Here is a 19,407-nt window from a genome sequence, read left to right on the forward strand (position 1 = left end):
GAAGGGATTGAAAACAATGATCGGCGTTGAAATTGATATGATTGTCTCTGACAGCCTCAAAGCGTTGGAATTATACGAAAAGATTTTTGAAGTCCAAAGGATTGAGGCAACAGACCTTGAAAAAGGATTAAATGAAGCCGTTTTCACGATTTACGGCACACGTTTTCATTTGTTGGACGAAAATCCCGCATACGGCATGATCGCCGCGAAACCGGAAGAGACGAAAGCCATTTGGTTCAATATTATTGTGCCCGATATTGCAGAAACGTTCAAAAAAGCAACGGATGCGGGTTGTACGGTCATTCAGCCGATGACAGAGATGGAAGAAATGGGCGTTATCAACGCGATGTTTTCAGATGCGTTTGGAACTGTTTGGATGCTTCATCAAATTGTAAAAGAAGTCAGTTATGAAGACCGGGTGAAAGCGATGGAAAACATGAAATAATTTTGCAGTATTAAGCAAAAACTTAGCAAAATCTCAGTAAAACTTAGCAAAAATAACAGATAAAACAAAACGGGCGGATTGAAAATGAAAGTGTTAAAAAAAGATCTGAAAGGCCGAAGCGGCGAAATCGCGCTGTTAGCGGAGACGTTAGAGGATCTTTGGCACTTGAAATACATTATCGATCCGAATGATTTGATTTTCGCACTCACCAAAAGAAAGCCGGAAGGCGCGAGTGATAAGATTCGCCCGGAAAAACTGGAAAAGGTAACGGTTCGCCTCGGCATTCGCGTTGAAAAAGTCGAGTTTCACAAATTCGCGAACCGCTTGCGTATTCAAGGCGTGATTGAGCACGGCATGGATACCGGAATGCATCACACGCTCAACATTGAAGAAGGCATGAATCTCTCAATTATTAAGAATGAATGGAAAAACGACCAGCTTGAGCGTATTAAGGAAGCGGAAATTGCCGGCAAACGTCCGTCCGTCATTATTGCAGGCATTGAAGAAGGCGATGCCGACATCGGTTTGGTACGTCATTACGGCATTGAACCGTATTCTCACATTCGCCAGTCTTCCGGAAAAAGAGAAAACGGGCTTCGCGATGTTTTCTTTAAAGAAATCGGCGAACAATTGAATTTTGTATATGATGAAAGCGCGGCAATCGTTGTCTGCGGCCCTGGTTTTACGAAAGATGATTTCATGGATTATTTCAAGAAAGCGTATCCGGAAATTGCGTCTAAAACAGCGGTTGAAGACAGCACAATGATCGGGATTCCCGGCTTTTTGGAAGTCCTGAAAAAAGGTTCCATTGATAAAATCATGCAGGAGTCACGCCTTTCTCGTGAAGCCGCAATGATGGATGAATTGCTCAAAGAAATCGCAATCGACGGCAAAGCCGCGTACGGCCCGGCAGAAGTCAAAACCGCCATTGATTACGGTGCCGTTGAAACACTACTCGTCGCCGATGAAAAACTGCGCGAAGAAAGAGAAACAGCGAACAGCGCATCCGATTTATCGATTGAAAAAATGATGAAAGACACTGAAGCGGGACAAGGAAAAATCATTGTCTTCAGCACGGAATTTGAGCCGGGACAGAAATTGAATTCACTCGGCGGCATCGCGGCGATTTTAAGATATAAATTGGCGCAATGAGTCACGATTTTTAAAAATTAAAAACGAAAATACTTTTTTGGAAATAAGTAAACCCGAAACAACCACCGCTAATTTTCAATTCCGATCGGAGCGAAGCGCAGAGAGGAATTGGAAATTTGCGGATTCGTACTCAGCCGATACGGCAAAAATGAAACCAGATTTTGTCAATATTTAATTTTGATATCTTATGTTATTGAAGAAATTCGATTACTGCATGCATCAGCGTGTAGCATTGTGTTGGTGTGCTGCGTTGTGTTGGTGTGCTGCGTTGTGTTGGCGTGCTGCATTCAGCGTTGTGTCGGCGTGTTGCGTTGCATCTGCTCATTCTTATCACATCCGTTCGCTGACGCGAACGTGGCTGCTGTTACCTTGCCGTTTGCGTTGCGCTGTTACCTGCCGTTTGCGTTGCGCTGTTACCTGCCGTTTGCGTTGCGTTGTTACCTTGCCGTTTGCGTTGCGCGGTTACCTTGCCGTTTGCATTGCTGTCTTGCACATCGGAGCCGCTTCGCCGCGCGCGAGTGCCGCAATTTTAAAAATATGAAAAAAGAACCCGTGTTTTAAAAATATAAAAAATAAAAAGAAAAACGAAATTAAATTAGAGATATTTTTCAATCTCGACTTCTAATTTCTCTTTGGAGGTCAGGCCGACAAAACTGCTGACCAATTCGCCGTTTAATAAAATCGCGATTGTCGGAATGGCGTGAATTGAATATTGGCGAGCCAATTCCTGATTTTCATCAACGTCGACGACGCTGAATTTCACTTTGTCTTTGTATTGGGTTTCCAATTCTTCAATAATCGGTTTCTGCATTCTGCAGGGACCGCACCAGGCCGCTGTAAAATCAATAACTTCCAAACTCATTTTTCTCACCTGTTTGTTTTTTAATAATCGAAACAAGATAAAATAGATCTCGCTTCTAAATAATCTTTGTGTTTTGAATAACTTTTCAAAAAAATTAGACGCTGCCACTCTTTTTCAATACGCCCCAATACATGCATTCCTCGGGAGAAATCGTTGTGATTCCGAATGCCTCCGAGTCAAAAACGGCATTCGCGTTCCGAATCAAAGCAAAAGGCGTACTTTCATTGCTTTCGCCCATGACAGCTTCTGCCGCCGATGCCAAATTATCAGCAACCGCGACGCGCGTAACCGCCAGCGGGCGACCGAACAAATCCGTTTCTCCGCGTTTATCAACCGTTGCCAAAAAACCGGCAGCTCCAATTGCAACGCCTGTGCATCCGAGGCGAAGCGGCTGTGTTCGGCTGTCGGCAATAATCACACCGACATGAACACCGAATTCTTTCAAAACAAATTCGGCAATTTTTCGGGCACTTTTTGTCGGATTTTCAGGATACAAAATAACGCAGCCTTCCGGCGCATTGGAATTATCAATGCCGGCATTCGGACAGAGCATACCGTCTTTAAGCGTTAGCAAAACCCCGAAAACGCCGCCGAAAATAACATCGGATTCCGAGATGACAAGTTCAGCCTCGCGGGCATCGATTTGATACAATTTTTCATATTCCAAGGCGGCAACACTCGGCTGAATATCATCCAACAGAACAACCCGATTTTCAGAGGTCGCCAAAGCGGATTCGGCAATCACAAGAATATCATTTGTTTGAGGCAGCAAATTCGCCTGCTCAAACGCCGCCCTGATTTTTAAAAGAATATCCTCACCGGGACAAATCAAATCACTTTTTAAGCCGAAGATTTCAAGCGGCAAATCAACCGGCGAGCCGGGCTGTGAATTTTGAGCGGGAGGGACAGACATAAAGATCCTTTTTTAGAAATTGAATAAACAGTAAACAATAACAAAATCCGTTCTTCATTAAAAGAATTGCGGAAACAAAAGGAAAACAAAAAAAGGAAAACAAAAAAAGGAAAACAAAAAAAAACGGTAAATGAAAAACAGTAAAATGAAAAACGGTAAATGAAAAAACAGTAAATGAAAAAACGATAAATGAAAAAACGATAAATGAAAAAAGCGTTACTTTATTCAAGAACATGCGCTTTTTTCAGAATTTTTTCAGTATAAGTATGTGCGCCGACAGGCATCATATGAATTCCGCGGCAAATCGGTTTGAGCCGCATGATTAATTCCGCTGAAATAATCATTCCTTCGGAAACCGGATCGTCTGCTGCTTGAATACGTTCATGAATTTCATCCGGAATTGAAATGCCCGGAATATTATTGTCCATGTAACGAGCCATTTGAACCGACCGGATCGGAATAATTCCGGCAATAATCGGAACGTCCGTTTCTACTTTTTCCAAGAATTCCTTGAATTTTTCAATGTCAAAAATCGCTTGCGTTTGAATAAAATCAACGTCAAAAGAAAGTTTTTTCTCAAGCTTCATGATTTGGAGCCGCTCATTCGGATCCGCGTTGGACACGACACCGACACAAAAATCAGGTGCGCCGGTGAGGTTGTTTCCCGAAAAATCATATCCTTTTTTGAGATGATTAATTGTTCTTAACAGTTGAACAGAATCTAAATCATAAACGGGTTTGGCTGTCGGGTGGTCGCCGCATTTCGGGTGATCGCCGCTCATGACAAGAAGATTGGGAATACCGAGTGCCGCTGCGCCGAGTAAATCCGCCTGAAGTCCGATTCTGTTACGGTCACGGCAGGTCATCTGCATAACCGGATCAGAATACCCGTTTTCAATCATCAGACGTGCAAACGCCATGGACGACATATGAAGCGTTGCACATTGATTATCAGTAATATTAATCGCATCAACAAATCCCTGAATGGATTTCATATTTTCAATTGCCGGTGAAAAATCAATGCCTTTGGGCGGTGAAACTTCTCCTGTCACAAGAAACTGCGATGATTTTAATTTCTCTTTAAATGTACCTTTCGAACCCATATTTACCCCGGGATGCGAGACGTTTTTAGAGATCGTCCTCGGAATTATTTTAGTTGCCATTTTATCCCTGCATTCCATAATCATTAACTTTTAACACGTTTCAAATTAGATGATTTTTCGGCATTTGAATGTCAGAGAGTGTCGGAATCAAATGAATTGAATCCATTTTCTGTTCAATCAAATACCACACACACTCGTTTTCGCGGGAAACTTCGCATTTTCCGTTTTTAGAGCCGCCGCACGGCCCGTTCATTTGAGACTTCGGACAGCGCGCATTCGGACAAATGCCGCTGAAGTCGCCGATATTGCACTCGCCGCACAGGATACAAAGATGTTCGGAAGGATGTAACCCTAAACATCCGCCAAGCGATACGGTTTCGTTTGTGCCTGTCACGGGAACATTTGTAACGGATGAGACAACAGACGTTCCGCTGCCGCAACCCATCACCAAAATACAATCGGCGTCTTTGATTTTTTCATTTTTCGCGACCAGATGATCAAAAGAGCGAACGCTGCACGCTGCTGTCGGCAGTGCCCAGCCGATAATCGGATGGCCGGCCTGCTCTAATCGGTCGGCAAGCTCCAAGACTTCGGGCTCACCGCCGGTCCTCATTTTAGCGGCGCAGACATTACAGCCGATGATGAAAATACTTTTTCGACCTTCCACGAAAGGCAGAATTTCTTCAAACGGCTTCGCTTTGGTAATAATCATAGCAAATCGAAAATGGTTTATTAAAATCGTTTTTATTCGAATTTCATGAACGGCATCCCCCAATAGACGCTGTCATTCAATAAAGTCGAAAATTAAGAATATCATGATATATGCTTTATTTGTATATAAAGTTAAAAGAAAATCAGAAATTAACATTAACATAATTAATACAAAATAATCATGATTAATACAAAATAATCAGAAAAACGAAGGGCATTTTTACCGAAAATAACAAAAAAAGATGCAGATCACGCGCGATGACTCGCGGTGACTTCAGGCAGCAAACGGAATCGGCAAGATAGCTGTACAATTACTTTTACGTTCAGCAGGTGCATTAAATAGTAAAAAAATGCAAAATTCGGAAGTGGCTTTTGTTTAAAATGAAAAAATGAGACATACCCCACATTTATTTTGAAAAATGGTGCGACTCGCGCGCGGCGATGGCTGTTGAAAGTAAAACAGAAATAAAAAAGAAAAGTGAAAAATAAAAAAGCAGAAAATGAGTAAAAACCCATTTTCATTTTCAAAAATCAAAAAATGTTTTTGATTATTTTCTTCTCATGAACAAAGCGCCTGCAACGCCGAGACATGCAATAATGCCGACAACACCGATTCCGGGAATGCTGCTGTCATCGTCGCCTGTATTGTTGCTGCCGGAAGACTGCGGCAAAACAGGAAGCATGTAAACGATTTGATAATTATCGCGGTCTTCGCCGAGATCTTGATTTAAGGCAACAACCGACCAAACGCCACTGTCATTGAATGTGAAGGATTTTGTCAAGTTTGCATCCAAATGCGTATAAATTCCTTCGGAAGGCCCGTTTGCTTTTAATTCATACGGATTGACATACACTTCCGCACGAACCGGAAACGGATTTTTAACAGGCGCGGGGTTTTCAACTTCATTTTCAAACCAGCTTAAATTGCCGTCGACTGAGAACGTTAATGAACTGTTTTCTTTGATGTTGTTCGGATTAGATACCGGATAGATTGTTACAGGAATTCCTGCGGTGTGACCGTAAGTCTTAACATTATCCCAACCGGCTGAGCTGCTGCCGACATAGAGCGGCGCAACTGTGTATCTTTCGCGCGTCATTGTTCCGTTATCATCAAATCCTTTTTGAGAGCCTTTGACATAATAAACGCCGTCCTGATCAAATTTAACTGATCCGACATACCAGTTTGCAGTAACAATTGAACCGTCAATGGTTTCATAACTGACATTGCCGGATGAACGCTTGATTGAAACGGGTGTTTCCGTTCCGTTTGGTGCAATCAATGTCATATTGATTTGGAAATTTTCACCGATTTCAGCAAAATTAGCGTCGGTCGGATGAACGATGTACAAATAGAGATTTGTTGAATCTCCCTTTTCGAAATAGAAGCTTTCTGCGGTTGCATTTATTGATCCAGCCTGAGAAGCGCCCGGAAAAATCGTCACATAGTGAGCGGAAGCGGGCAAAACCAATAAAAGAATCAGCAAGAAAGCAATTGAGAATGAAATGATTTTATTTGTCATAATAATCCACTGCCCCTGAATATAAGGATTGAAAGCATATTCAGAAAATAATAAAAAGTAAAAATTTAAATTTACTTCGTATTACGAAAATTGAATATCGTAATAACATTATATATAATTGGTGCTGAAAGATTAAAAGAGGCAAAGTACCCGCATAAAAAAGCAAATAAAAGAATCGGATAAGGATGAATTAAAAAACAGACAGAGAAGAACTGAAATAAAATAAAAAGAAGAAGCAGAAAATGAGTAAAAACTCACTTTCGTTTTCAAAAACTAGATTATTTTCTTCTCATGAACAAAGCGCCTGCGACACCGAGACATGCAATAATGCCGACAACGCCGATTCCGGGAATGCTGCTGTCATCATCGCCGGTACTGTTGCTGCTGTTGTTGTTACTGCTGTTGCCTTCATTTCCGCTGTTGGAACTTGCAGAAACGGGCATAACGTAGACAGCCTGGTAGTTGTCGCCGCCGATTTCTCCTTCTTCATTCACACCCATGAATGTCCAAATACCTGCTTTAGACACGGTTGCGGTAAAGGTTGGGTTTGCGTTGGATTTAACGTGGGTCGTTGTAAGAAGTCCTTCGCCGTTTGCTTTCATTTGAGACGGGGTAATGTATTCTGCGACTTCAACGGGGAGCGGGTCAAGGACATCTTTAGAGTCGATGACTTCCTGCGCGAAGAAGCTCATGTTTCCAAGGAAAGTGAAATTGACAGATGCGCCTGCTTTAATGTTGCGGGTGTCTGTGTTGGGTGTAAGAACAACGTTAGCGCTTGTGTTCAGACCGATTTTTTTCAAGTTGTCCCAGCCGGTTGAACTGTTGCCTGCATAAAGAACTGTGACAGATTGTCTTTCTCTGTTTTGTGTGCCGTTGTCATATCCTTTTTGGATGCTGGTGATGTAGTAAACGCCTTCCTGATCGAGTTTGATGTTGGAAGAATACCAGTTGGTTGTCACAGAGTTGCCGTTGCCTGTGTCGTATGTAACGTTGGAGGCGGAGCGTGTCAATGTCACGTTTGCGATGCTGCCGTTCGGGTAGATGACCTGTTGAGTCAAATTAAAAGCGGGACCGATTTCAGCGTAATTGGCTTCTGCCGGGTGAATGATGTAGAGGTAAAGGTTTGCGGTGTCGCCGACTTTGAAATAAAAGTCATCGGCTTTGACGTTAACGGATGCCTCCTGTGAAGCGCCCGGAAAAACAATAACCGAGTGCGCTGCGGCCGGTGCAACCATGGCGAGCATAAATAATAAGACGAGAGTCAGTGAAAATATTTTTTTCATATAATCAATCCTTTTTCCGGAAAATATGTGCTTTCAAGGGAATGAAAAATTCCGGAAATTTAAACAAAACCGTTTCAGAAAGAAACGAGATTCAACCGGCCCTATGAAAACCGATTGAAGAGGGGTGTAGAATTTGATGAAGCAATAAAAAAGCAATCAATCTTTGTTACAGATTCTTATTTTTTTATAACTTCATATGACAAACAAAAATTAAACCAATTATTAATATAAAAAGTTGACGAGATTTCGCCATACCAAAAACAAATAAAATTGATAATTTGAATAAATAATAGACGAGAAGAATACAAAAAGAGAATTAAATATAGAAAAAAAGAAAAATAAATTACATTTTTTAAAAAAGGAATTGGCAGAATGAAACCGAATCAAACGAAAACTTTTCGGCGAAAAAATAACGGAAAACGAACATTTTTTGAGATGTTTTTTCATAAAACCAAAGATAAAAAGGATTAAAACGGAATCTGAAAAGATAATAAGCGGAAGTGAAAAAGAAAACAGGCACAGCGTGTTAGTACAGATTAAAAAATAAGAAATATTAAGTGTTTTCAAAAACACACAAAAAATGACGCGTCGTCGCGCACGCGGCCGATTCACAACATCACTAAACAAAAACAGAATAAAAATAAAAATCGAAAAAGAGTTGAGGACCAAGCCGAAAAGAATTCAGGATTTAACCGAAAAGAATTCAAGGTTAAACCGAAAGTTTTGCGTTTCTGACAGCATAAACGACTTTCATCGCGTCAACGGTTTCAGAAACATCATGCGTTCGAATGATATGACCGCCTTTGTAAGCGGCGATGCTTGCCGCAACCAAGCTCGGGATCAATCGCTCTTCAGCCGGTTTTTCAACCACGGAATTTAAGAATGATTTACGAGAAACAGCAACCAAAATCGGCATTTCAAAAACATTAAAATTTTCAAACCGGTTAATAACATCAAAATCATAGTCTGATGTTTTTTCCGGAGTCCAGTGCCCGATGGCAGGATCCAGAATGATTTTCTGCGGATCAATGCCGGCGTGTTCCGCATTTGAAATGGCGTTGGACAAAGAAGACATGACCGCGTCCATGCCGAGCGGGTCGCCCGGAATCTTTTGCGTTGCCATTAAAACCGCGCAGGCATCGTGATCGGCGATGACTTTTCCCATTCGCGCGTCTGCTTTTAAGCTGGAAATATCGTTAATGATTTCAGCGCCGCGGTTCAGCGCGCCTTCCGCGATTTCGGCATACATTGTGTCCACCGAAATCGGAACGGAAATGTTGCCGGAGAGTTCTTTGAGTGCTGAAAAAAGGCGGTTTTTTTCTTCTTCAACGCTGATTTCTTCCGCCCACGGCGATGTGGACCGCGCGCCGACATCTAAAAGCGTTGCGCCGTCGTCAATCATTTTTTGAGCGGCTTCCAAAATTGAAGACGAATCACGGACAGATTTTTTGTAAAACGATTCCGGGCTGAGATTCAAAATACCCATCACATGCGGCGGATGACTGCCGCCGAAAGTTAAGCCGCACATATTTACCGAAAATGTCATGAAATTCCCCGGAATCGCTTACAATATTTTTAAAATTTTTATTTTTAATTTTTTTGTTTATTATTTTTTAGTTTCCGCAATCATCTCGGCGCATTTGATGACGTGCTGCATCAAAATCGCAATCGTCATCGGCCCGACACCGCCCGGAACAGGCGTAATGAGGGAGGCTTTTTTAATCACATTTTCAAAATCAACATCCCCGTAAGTTCCGGTTGAATCTGTCGTAATGCCGGCATCAAAAACGGCAACGCCTTCTTTAACCATATCTTCTTTAATCAGATGCTTGACACCGGTGCCGACAACCAAAATATCGGCTTCTTTGGTGTACATTTTCAAATCTTTTGTGAAAACGTGACAGACGGAAACGGTTGCGTCCCGATTGAGAAGCATGGCTGCCATCGGTTTGCCGACAATATTGCTGTGGCCGACAACGACGGCGTTTTTGCCTTTGATTTCAACATTGTATTCTTCCATCAGGCGAATAATGCCCTTCGGGGTACACGGAACAAGGCCTTCTTCGTTAATCATCAGGTTGCCCATGTTGAACGGATGGAATCCGTCGGGATCTTTCATCGGCGAAATGGCGTTCATAATCGTTTGCGCATTGATGTGCGGCGGAAGCGGCAGCTGAACCAGAATGGATGAAACGGAATCATCTTCGTTTAAGCCGCGGATGAGTTCTAAGAGTTCGGCTTCAGTGATGTCTACAGGCGGCAGGCTGTCTTCTGCCAAAATGCCGACGCGTTCGCAGGCTTTGTGTTTCATGCGGACATACATTTGAGATGCCGGATTGTCACCAACCAAAACGGTGACAAGCTTGGGGGAAATTCCTTTTTCTTTCAGTTTTAAAACGGCAGCTGTTGCTTCAGCTTCCACTTTGGCTGCAACGGCTTTGCCGTCGATAATTTTAGAAGTGTCGATTTCAGACAAAAAATCACCTTAAAATAAAACCGGAATGTCCGGCGTTTAGAAAATAAAATTAAAAAAAGAAATCAAAAGATTATTTGTAAACGGGGAAACGTTCACAAAGTTCTTTGACTTCCAATCTGATCTTTTCGAGTTCGGCGTCATTTCCTGCGTTTTTAATGGTGCGGGAAATTGCGCTGCCGATGAATTCCATTTCTGTTTCCTTCATGCCGCGGGTGGTGGCTGCCGGCGTTCCGACGCGAATACCGCTTGCAATGAATGCTTTTTGTTTGTCGAACGGAATGGTGTTCATATTCAAAACGATGCCGGCTTTTGCACAAGCGGCTTCGGCATCCTTTCCGGTAATGTCAAAAGAAGTTAAGTCAATAAGCATTAAGTGGTTGTCCGTGCCGCCGGAAACGATTCTGAAACCGTTTTCAGAAAGCGTGTCGGAAACGACTTTCGCGTTCTTGATGGTTTGGAACTGATCTTTTTTGAAGTCTTCGGAAAGCGCTTCTTTAAAGGCGACTGCTTTGGCTGCAATCGTGTTCATGAGCGGGCCGCCCTGAATTCCCGGGAAAACGGATTTGTTAATGGCTTTTGCAAATTCTTCTTTGCACATAACCATGCCGCCGCGGGGACCGCGAAGTGTCTTGTGAGTTGTCGTTGTCACGAAATCGGCGTACGGAACCGGGCTCGGGTGCGCGTCGGCAACGATAAGGCCTGCAATATGCGCGACATCAGCCAACAAATAAGCGTCAACAGAGTCTGCGATTTCTTTGAATCTCTTGAAATCGATTGTTCTGGAATAAGCGGAAGCACCGCAGACAATCATTTGGGGTTTGTGTTCTTTGGCGAGTTTTTCGAGTTCGTCGTAGTCGATCATTTCGGTTTCACGGTTGACGCCGTACGGAACGATGTTGTACAACTGACCTGAAAAACTGACCGGACTGCCGTGAGACAGGTGACCGCCTTCAGACAAATTCATGGAAAGAATGGTGTCTCCCGGTTTCAAAACGGAGAAGTAAACCGCCATGTTGGCGCCGGAACCGGAGTGGGGCTGAACATTGACATGGTCAGCGCCGAAAAGCTTTTTGGCGCGCTCAATTGCAAGAGTTTCCGCTTCATCGACAAACTCGCAGCCGCCGTAGTATCTGTTTCCGGGGTAGCCTTCGGCATATTTGTTGGTCAAAACGCTGCCCATGGCTTCCATCACCGCTTTGCTGGCATAATTTTCGGAAGCGATTAAATCCAAACGTGTTTCCTGGCGGTTGAGTTCTCTTTCGAAAACGGCTGCCATATCGGGGTCTTCTTTCTGAATGTAAGACATAAACATCCTCTAACTTTTAATTTTCAGTACTGAAATTCCTGCCGCCGTCAATTTCGGCAAGCAAGGAAAAAATGGAAAGTAATTGGTAAAAATTGATTAAAATATAAATAAATGACCGCAAAAACCGAAATCAAATTTTGACAAATATAAAAACCGATCAGATTTTATTATTTTTTTGAAATCGGAACGGCTCGCGCGCGGCGGCAGCCAAGCAGATGCAAATACTGCTTGAACACTGTATTTACAATGGCGAAGCCGCAAAAAAACGCACAGCGATTTTTCACAAACATCACTCCCTCACGGCCCTGAAAAATTCCGAGCAAAGCGAGGATTTTTTAATTTAATCAAATCGCTTCATACGTTTTCTTCATCAAAAGCGCATCGTCTTCGATGTTCGGGCTTTCACAAATAATTGTGCCGCACGCTTTGAATTCTTTGAAAACTTTCATGAGATCTTTGTAATTCATATCGGATTCTTCTAAAATCAAATGGTTGCGCTCGCCTTTCGCAGAATATTCAATGCCTGAAATGTGACAATGCATTGTTTTGAGTCCTTCTTTTCCGAGCGTTTTTTCGATTTTTTCAAAGATTTCTTTGAATTCTTCGTAAGTATTGTGCTTGCCGTCACGGGCGTGAACATGTGAAAAGTCAATGCAGGGCAAAACGCCGTCGATTTCCGCGGAAATGGAAAGCAATTCGTCGATGTCCCCGAATTGCGTTGCTTTTCCTGTTGTTTCCGGGCGGAGCGTGACGGGAATATTTTCATCCTCCAATCGCTTGGCCAACGATTTCAGCAAATTAAGAACACGATCGTAAACGATTTTATGATCGTCTTTGAGATAAAAAGCAGGATGGAAAACGATGTTTGTCGCCGAACAGATATTGCCGATGCGGGCGGAGTCATAAATACGCTGAACACTGGCATCCAGTTTTTCTTGCTCGGCAGCGTTGAGATTAATGTAATAAGGACCGTGAACGCTGAGCGCAACGTCGCTCCTAGCGGCGGCGGCATTTACTTCTTCAGCCGTTTTCTCGCCCATGCGAACGCCTTGAACGAATTCGAGTTCCATGCAGTCGAGCCCGAGTTCGCGGACGCGGCCGATGCCGTCAATGGTGCTGCGCCCTTTGGAACTGACGGGAACGCCGGCGGTTCCGAACAGTAATTTGTCGTGCATTTTCAATTTTTTTGTGTTGACCATTTATCCCACAATCCCGAGGTGGTGCGTGATTTCTTGGCGTTTGTCAAAAGATATTTTTTCTTCAACCAAATCCAAGAAGCTTTCCATGTCTTCTTCATCCAAACTTGTAATTTCTTCCTGATTAGACAAAACCAAATCCGCCAAATATTCGATTTCTTCGGCATCCAACCGCGAAAGCCGTTCTCTGAAATCTTCGCCGCTTTCGGCAAAACGGTGTGAAATCGGCCTCAATATGAATGGGAAAGAATGCCCTGCGCCGGAATCCGTGCTGCCGCCGGCTTCAGGTGCCAGTTTGTTGAAAATACGATTATCGGTTTCTGAAAAAACGCGACCCATAGAAGATCCTCCTGTTTTTAGATAAATGAGTTGAAATTGTCAATAAACCTGTCAATAAACCCAAATAAAAATTCTAAATAAAAATGAGACACGCTGCTATATTAATTTTTCATTTCTTTTTTTGGAGATGACCGTTTTTATCGATTTCACCGTTATAAATCCGCGTTGTTGAAATCGGAATTGTGTCTTCCGCCAAAACAAAATCAACCACCCGGACAGTGAGTTCGGAAAGTCCGTTCTGACGGCGAATTTCATTGATTTTTTCAGCACCGCCCCGAGTTTCGGGAGAGACGACAATATAATCGTAATCGCCGGAAACAGAAGGACCGAACGAGTCCTCTAAGCGTGTAATCAGATAAGAATCAGCCGGCAGATTCATTTCACTCAAAAGCCCGGAAATAAAATCGTTCAGCATTTTTTCGCGGGAAATATAATCGGAAACAGCATGATTTTTGCCCGACGCCATTTCATCGGAAGTCAGCCCGATGTGAACGACACCGTCGCCGGCTTCTTTTAAAATTCCAAATGCTTCTTTGATTAATTCGGAATGACCGGCATGAAGAGATTCGAATGTTCCGCCTAAAACGATTCTGACCATAGACGAAAAAACAGCATGAGAGATTATTAAGTTTGTGCCAATTAGATTTAAAAGATTTATATCAGTTATAGAAAAATTTAAAAAAATAGAAATAGGGCACAGTTCATGCAATCAGACAGTTCAAAAGATGAAAGCAAACGATGAAAGCAAAAGATGAAAGCAAAAGATAAAAGAACCGGAATAATTTTGAAGAGAATTAAAAATTAAAAATTAAAACGGAATGAATGATATCGGCTGCATTTGAATTCATCCAAAAACCGAATACTTTCACTTTGCTTACTGCGGCTATTTATAACGAACAGGTGTTTTAGGGATTACAATGCACCTGCAAAGAATTATACTTATAAAAATAGAACATCTTAAACTTAAATCTTAAACTTGAAAACTGTGCATCTGTAGGAGAATTATACATGACTGAAATACTTTTAGAAGACCTCCCCGGCGTCGGACCGGCAACGGCTGAAAAATTAAGAGAAGCAGGCTTTAACACCATTGAAGCCGTCGCTGTCGCATCCCCGGCCGAACTCGGCGCAACCGCTGAGATCGGAGAAGCAACCGCCGCCAAGATCATCAACGCTGCCAGACAGGCTGCCGACATCGGCGGTTTTGAAACGGGAGACATGGTCTTTGAAAGACGCCAGCACATCGGAAAAATCAAAACAAGCTGTACAGAATTTGATGAAATGATGGGCGGCGGCATTGAAAGTCAGTCTATTACGGAAATTTACGGCGAATTCGGCTCCGGAAAAACACAGGTTGCGCACCAACTGGCTGTGAATGTTCAATTGGACCAAGAACAAGGCGGCCTCGGCGGCTCCGTTATTATTATTGACACGGAAAACACATTCCGCCCCGACAGAATTCAGCAAATGGTTGAAGGCAAAGCCAACGAACTTGGAATTGAATTGGATTATGAAGAATTCTTGAAAAATATTCACGTCGCACGCGCTTTTAACTCAAACCATCAAATTTTACTCGTCGACTCGGCAATGGACCTCGCCAACGAATTAAAAGACTCCGACAAACCGGTTCGTCTCTTAATCGTCGACTCTTTAACCGCTCATTTCAGAGCAGAATACATCGGCCGCGGAACGCTTGCCGACCGCCAGCAAAAATTAAACAAACACCTTCACGGACTCCAGCGTTTTGCCAACCTCAACAATGCCGCCGTTTTGGTGACAAACCAAGTGATGTCAAAGCCCGACGCGTTCTTCGGCGACCCGACAAAGCCCATCGGCGGACACATTCTCGGCCACACGGCAACATTCAGATTGTACATCCGCAAATCCAAAGGCGACAAGAGAATCGTCAAACTCATTGACTCTCCGAATTTGCCGGAAGGCGAAGCGGTGTTGGCAGTTACCAGAGACGGAATCGTTGACGCTTAATTGATGTCAATTTTAATTATTTTTAAAAGTGGAAGCGATCTTCGCTTCCATCTTAATCACCCTCTTTTCTGATTTTTTGTTCATATATTGATTTATTGATTTTAATCTGAACTTACTCTTGATTTTGTTGATTTTTACTTGATATTTTTATTTGATTATTTTACTTGATTTATCCAGGATATTTCAAACCCGGCATACTCTTTTATATAATTCAAACACCAAGTTAGACCAATGTCTCCGGAAGAACTTGCATTATTTCCTTTTTTAACGGAAACGTCAGAATATGTCGAAGAATTGGATTTTTCTCTTGACTCGCTGATGACTTCCATCGCTTTTGAGTCGGTCAGAAGGCGCGGCTTTGAGCGTGTCATGCAAGCTTTTGACGGAGAAGTATCCAAACCGTCTTTCGGAAACGACAAAGAAGTTTTGTCGGAGCTTTTATCTTACCCGTACGCGCGCATTTTGGTTTCCTGCGTCAACGAGCCTGCGTTTACCCGCCGTTACGCGCTTGCCGAAGCAACCGCCGTACATTCCATCATGAAAAAAAGGATTGAAAAAGATCCGGAATTTGTTTTAGATATCGGAAAAGATTTCGGTGTTTCCGCCGTTCAATCCGAAGAACATATCCGCATTTACTTTTCGGATTATATTCGCTATTCACTGTCGATGAAAGATTTGTCGTGGAAATTAATTAACCGCCATTTGGAACACGGTTACGTGACGATTCAGCGCGAAGAGTTTGCGCGCCTGCTTCAGGAAGCGGTTCGAAAAAGAATTGAAGGATCCCTTCCGATTCCCGAAATTCCGGATGAGATTCGAAATGCTTGTGACGCTCAAGTGACAGAATTGAAAGCGAAATACGAAGAGCAGCGTCAAAATCTCGGCGACGCGGATTTGGGCGAAGTGGACTTTTCCATGTTCCCGCCGTGCATCAACAAAGCGCTTTCCAATGTCAGAGAAGGTGTCAACCTGGCACACTCCATGCGTTTTGCAATGGTTTCATTTTTGCTCAACGTCGGCATGCAAACCGATGATGTTGTGAATGCATTCAACGTATCTCCCGACTTCAGTGAAGAAAAAACGCGCTACCAAGTGGAACACATCGCAAACAATCAATACAAAACACCATCCTGCGCGACAATGCAGACTTACGGCAACTGTGTCGGCAAGGATAATATGTGCGCGAAAATCCGTCATCCGCTGAGCTATTACAGTGCGTTGAAGTTTTTGGCGGCGAAGCGGCAGGCGGAAGAAGAAAAATACGGCAAGGATGAAGAAAAAACTGCAAACGAAAATAACAATTTAGAAAATAATGAACCAGGTTGATGCTATGAAAAAACTCAATAAATTTGAAAAAATTCAAAAACAAATGAGAAATAGAGCATATTTAAGAAAATTAGACCGATCAATTCAGCAATTCAAAGAAGGAAAAATTGTTGTAAAAACGTTGGAAGAACTGAAAGAATTTGAAGAAATAAGTTGAAAATGTATTTTGGAGAGTTGAATGTTCGATATTTTATATACTGTTGCAATTGATGAAAAAGGAAAAATCATAACAGTAACGGATGCAGAAAAAGGACAAAAATACTCATGTCCTGTTTGTAAAACGGAATTAATACTTCGCAAAAGCGGAAAAACCGGAAAGGGCTCAAAAAGGCCACATTTTTCACATAAAATAATAACTCAAAACTGTACGGCAGAAACCGCCTTACATTATTCATTTAAAAATTTACTTGCGAAAGAATTGGAACTTTATGTTACAACAAATTATGAATTTAATATTACATGGAATTGCAAGTTATGCAATTCAAACCATTCGGCAAATTTATTAGAAGATGTAAAATTCGTCCGGACGGAACATGATTTAATTTTGTATCGACCCGATATTGCATTACTCGATAAAAATGAAAAGGTACTAGTCGCAATTGAAATTGTAGTTTCCAATCCTACTGCTGAGAATAAATTATTATTCTACAAGGAAGAGAACATAAAATATATTCAAATAAATTTACAGTCGGACACAGATATTGAGAACATAGAAGAAAAAGCATCATTTCCTGATGATGTAGATTTTTGCTTGCAAAGTAAATGTGACATATGTAAATCTGACCAATTTAGAAAAATACTTCACGTCATCGAAAATAAATGTTTAGAATGCGGATTACCAGTAAAAGCAGCAATCATCTCAATTGAAAATAAACAGGGATCAGAATACATATATCCGAAAGATTTTGAAGCAGAAGAAATAAATTGTGCAATTTCTTAGGGTGTCCATTTTAAAAAGAGATGTGAAACACTAACAGATTTCTATTTTACAAATTTTTGTGTAGGATGTAAAACGATTATTAAGAATCGCCAGTTATATCGCTGGTATAAAATTTCCACTTTAGATGGAAGACTGCATCATGAAAAATTTGAAATTGATCAATATTGTAAAAAATGATCTGAAAGAAAAATCATACAGAAGAAAAGACTAAAAAGATTAGAAAACGGAATAAAGCCGTTCATCTTACTTTCTCTTATTAATTCTGCATTTTTCAACAAAATCTGCGACGGGGAATGATCCCGGGTGCATTTGCATATAACCGGCCAGCACATTGTATTCGTGCAATCCGTCTTTTTTATCGGCAATTCCTTTTCCGCGAAGCATTTCGTATGCGAATTTTGAATCATTTTCGGGTTCGGTTAAAGAATAATGGAATTCGTGAGCGCGAATGTTTTTAGAGCCGAATTCGGAGGAGAGGGGTTTGGCTTCGGCGTAACCGAGTCCTTGAAGTTTCTTTGTGATTCTCGATTCTGCCGGAAGAATGCCGGCCATTTTGAATGTGCCGTCTTCGGTTTCATAGGATTCGCAAAGGTAAGAAAGACCGGCGCCTTCGCCGAACATCGGAATGCCGTCGGCGGCCAAGTCTTTTAATTTTCTTGTTGCCGGCGATTCGGAAAGGGCTTTGACGTGAAATTCAGGATAGCCGCTTGCGAAATAATAACCGTCAGCTTCGGGAAGTTCACCGGCTGTCGGGCTGAAAAATTCAATTTCTGCGCCGGCTTGTCTGAGCGCATCAAACATGGCAGGATAATGGAAACAAAAAGACGGTTCACGAGCGACGCCGATTTTAACATCCGCCTCATGCGTTTTGATTTCTTTCGGCGCAGGGCGTTCTTTTTCATAATCAGCAGCGATTTGGAGCATCAAGTCGATGTCCATGTTTTCTTCGATGAAATCGGCAAGCTGAGAATAATCTAAATCTTTTTCATCGGGCAGGTGAAGACCCATGTATCTTTCGGGAACGGCGATATCTGAATTTCTCGGAAGCGCGCCGACGATCGGAATTTTGTCATCGAGCGCGCCTTTGATGAGTTCCAAATGTCTGGGACTGCCGATCTTGTTGAGAATAACGCCGGCGATGTGAACGTCGGGATCGTATTCGGCATATCCTTTCAGCATGGCAGCAGTGCTGCGTGACATGCCGTGCGTGTTAATGACTAAGAAAACGGGAACGTCAAGTGTTTTGGCGACATGCGCCGCGCCTGAAATTTCGGTGGAATCCATGCCGTCAAACAGTCCCATGACGCCTTCGACGATGGAAATGTCAGACCCGACAGAGGCTGACATAAATTGATCGACAACGCCGTCGGTTCCCATCATATAGGTGTCCAAATTGTAAGACGGGCGACCGGAAATAACGGTATGATAAGCAGGGTCGACGTAGTCGGGACCGGTTTTAAAGCCTTGAACGATTTTGCCGCGCTTTTTGAGTGCTGCCATCAATCCCATGGAAGAGGTTGTTTTTCCGACACCGCTTCCTGTTGCCGCAATTAAGAATCCTTTTGTCATTGTTTCACCATTTTCGAAAGATTCGTGAATGAATTATTTAAAATCTCTAAAAAAAACTTGTTGATTCGAGCAAATAAGCATTTCCCCTTAAAGAAAAAAGAAGAGAAATCGAAAAGAAGAAATGATAAATTGAATTTTAAAAAAATGTTATGCATAGAAGTAATAAAATTGATTAATAAAAATTAATTGATTTAATTAATAATGATGAATTCGTTTTGATATTTGAACTGATTTGAAAAAAGATTAAAATTTTTAAAAAAATCAAAAAAATCTGTTCGAT

General features: G+C 42.2%; 20 protein-coding genes. 7 read left to right on the forward strand and 13 right to left on the reverse strand.

The window, feature by feature from the left end; genetic code table 11:
* Positions 1-16: 16 nt before the first annotated feature.
* The 3 genes from C7391_RS04135 (at position 17) to C7391_RS04145 (ending at position 2,138) form a co-directional block, all read left to right on the forward strand.
* Complete coding sequence (locus C7391_RS04135) at positions 17-445, forward strand: VOC family protein (RefSeq protein ID WP_133517352.1); 429 nt, start codon at positions 17-19, stop codon at positions 443-445.
* 84 nt (positions 446-529) lie between these two features.
* Complete coding sequence (locus C7391_RS04140; RefSeq protein WP_133517291.1) at positions 530-1,597, forward strand: mRNA surveillance protein pelota; 1,068 nt, start codon at positions 530-532, stop codon at positions 1,595-1,597.
* A 214-nt stretch (positions 1,598-1,811) separates the two neighbouring features.
* A complete protein-coding gene (locus C7391_RS04145) occupies positions 1,812-2,138 on the forward strand; it encodes a hypothetical protein (RefSeq protein WP_133517292.1) in 327 nt (108 codons plus the stop codon).
* A 54-nt stretch (positions 2,139-2,192) separates the two neighbouring features.
* Here the strand turns inward: C7391_RS04145 and trxA are convergent, their stop codons facing one another.
* The 12 genes from trxA to C7391_RS04205 all read right to left on the reverse strand — a co-directional run bounded on the left by trxA (position 2,193) and on the right by C7391_RS04205 (position 13,904).
* A complete protein-coding gene (trxA, locus tag C7391_RS04150) occupies positions 2,193-2,567 on the reverse strand; it encodes a thioredoxin (protein ID WP_341777448.1) in 375 nt (124 codons plus the stop codon).
* Positions 2,554-3,372: a coenzyme F420-0:L-glutamate ligase gene (gene cofE / locus C7391_RS04155; RefSeq protein ID WP_133517294.1), complete on the reverse strand. Its 819-nt coding sequence runs from the start codon at positions 3,370-3,372 to the stop codon at positions 2,554-2,556. Before cofE ends, trxA begins: the two co-directional genes overlap by 14 nt.
* 221 nt (positions 3,373-3,593) lie before the next feature.
* A complete protein-coding gene (locus tag C7391_RS04160) occupies positions 3,594-4,475 on the reverse strand; it encodes a methylenetetrahydrofolate reductase (RefSeq protein WP_133517295.1) in 882 nt (293 codons plus the stop codon).
* Between the two features lie 100 nt (positions 4,476-4,575).
* A complete protein-coding gene (locus C7391_RS04165; protein WP_133517296.1) occupies positions 4,576-5,187 on the reverse strand; it encodes a methylenetetrahydrofolate reductase C-terminal domain-containing protein in 612 nt (203 codons plus the stop codon).
* Positions 5,188-5,734: 547 nt separating this feature from the next.
* Positions 5,735-6,706, reverse strand: a complete 972-nt coding sequence (locus C7391_RS04170) for a hypothetical protein (protein WP_133517297.1) — start codon at positions 6,704-6,706, stop codon at positions 5,735-5,737.
* Positions 6,707-6,984: 278 nt separating this feature from the next.
* Positions 6,985-7,989 (reverse strand): hypothetical protein, encoded by a 1,005-nt coding sequence (locus C7391_RS04175; protein ID WP_133517298.1) that lies wholly within the window; start codon positions 7,987-7,989, stop codon positions 6,985-6,987.
* 709 nt (positions 7,990-8,698) lie between these two features.
* On the reverse strand, positions 8,699-9,535 hold the full coding sequence (gene folP, locus C7391_RS04180; protein ID WP_133517299.1) for a dihydropteroate synthase: 837 nt from the start codon (positions 9,533-9,535) through the stop codon (positions 8,699-8,701).
* A gap of 60 nt (positions 9,536-9,595) precedes the next feature.
* Positions 9,596-10,465 (reverse strand): tetrahydrofolate dehydrogenase/cyclohydrolase catalytic domain-containing protein, encoded by an 870-nt coding sequence (locus C7391_RS04185; protein ID WP_133517300.1) that lies wholly within the window; start codon positions 10,463-10,465, stop codon positions 9,596-9,598.
* A gap of 70 nt (positions 10,466-10,535) precedes the next feature.
* Positions 10,536-11,771, reverse strand: coding sequence for a serine hydroxymethyltransferase (locus C7391_RS04190; RefSeq protein ID WP_133517301.1), 1,236 nt, complete (start codon positions 11,769-11,771; stop codon positions 10,536-10,538).
* 344 nt (positions 11,772-12,115) lie between these two features.
* Complete coding sequence (locus tag C7391_RS04195; RefSeq protein ID WP_223610983.1) at positions 12,116-12,970, reverse strand: TIM barrel protein; 855 nt, start codon at positions 12,968-12,970, stop codon at positions 12,116-12,118.
* A complete protein-coding gene (locus C7391_RS04200) occupies positions 12,971-13,306 on the reverse strand; it encodes a hypothetical protein (RefSeq protein WP_133517302.1) in 336 nt (111 codons plus the stop codon).
* Positions 13,307-13,415: 109 nt separating this feature from the next.
* Complete coding sequence (locus C7391_RS04205) at positions 13,416-13,904, reverse strand: phosphopantetheine adenylyltransferase (RefSeq protein ID WP_133517303.1); 489 nt, start codon at positions 13,902-13,904, stop codon at positions 13,416-13,418.
* Positions 13,905-14,314: 410 nt separating this feature from the next.
* Here C7391_RS04205 and radA point away from each other — a divergent pair, with 410 nt between their 5' ends.
* The 4 genes from radA (at position 14,315) to C7391_RS04220 (ending at position 17,558) form a co-directional block, all read left to right on the forward strand.
* A complete protein-coding gene (gene radA / locus C7391_RS04210; protein ID WP_133517304.1) occupies positions 14,315-15,292 on the forward strand; it encodes a DNA repair and recombination protein RadA in 978 nt (325 codons plus the stop codon).
* Between the two features lie 231 nt (positions 15,293-15,523).
* Positions 15,524-16,618: a DNA primase regulatory subunit PriL gene (priL, locus tag C7391_RS04215; RefSeq protein WP_133517305.1), complete on the forward strand. Its 1,095-nt coding sequence runs from the start codon at positions 15,524-15,526 to the stop codon at positions 16,616-16,618.
* 4 nt (positions 16,619-16,622) lie between these two features.
* Complete coding sequence (locus C7391_RS08280) at positions 16,623-16,775, forward strand: hypothetical protein (protein ID WP_166627400.1); 153 nt, start codon at positions 16,623-16,625, stop codon at positions 16,773-16,775.
* A 21-nt stretch (positions 16,776-16,796) separates the two neighbouring features.
* Positions 16,797-17,558, forward strand: a complete 762-nt coding sequence (locus C7391_RS04220; RefSeq protein ID WP_133517306.1) for a competence protein CoiA family protein — start codon at positions 16,797-16,799, stop codon at positions 17,556-17,558.
* A gap of 243 nt (positions 17,559-17,801) precedes the next feature.
* Here the strand turns inward: C7391_RS04220 and C7391_RS04225 are convergent, their stop codons facing one another.
* The gene (locus tag C7391_RS04225; protein ID WP_133517307.1) at positions 17,802-19,127 is read right to left on the reverse strand and encodes a cobyrinate a,c-diamide synthase; all 1,326 of its coding nucleotides are present in this window, start codon (positions 19,125-19,127) and stop codon (positions 17,802-17,804) included.
* Between the last annotated feature and the right edge of the window lie 280 nt (positions 19,128-19,407).

It is taken from the genome of Methanimicrococcus blatticola (genome assembly GCF_004363215.1).
GTDB lineage: Archaea > Halobacteriota > Methanosarcinia > Methanosarcinales > Methanosarcinaceae > Methanimicrococcus > Methanimicrococcus blatticola.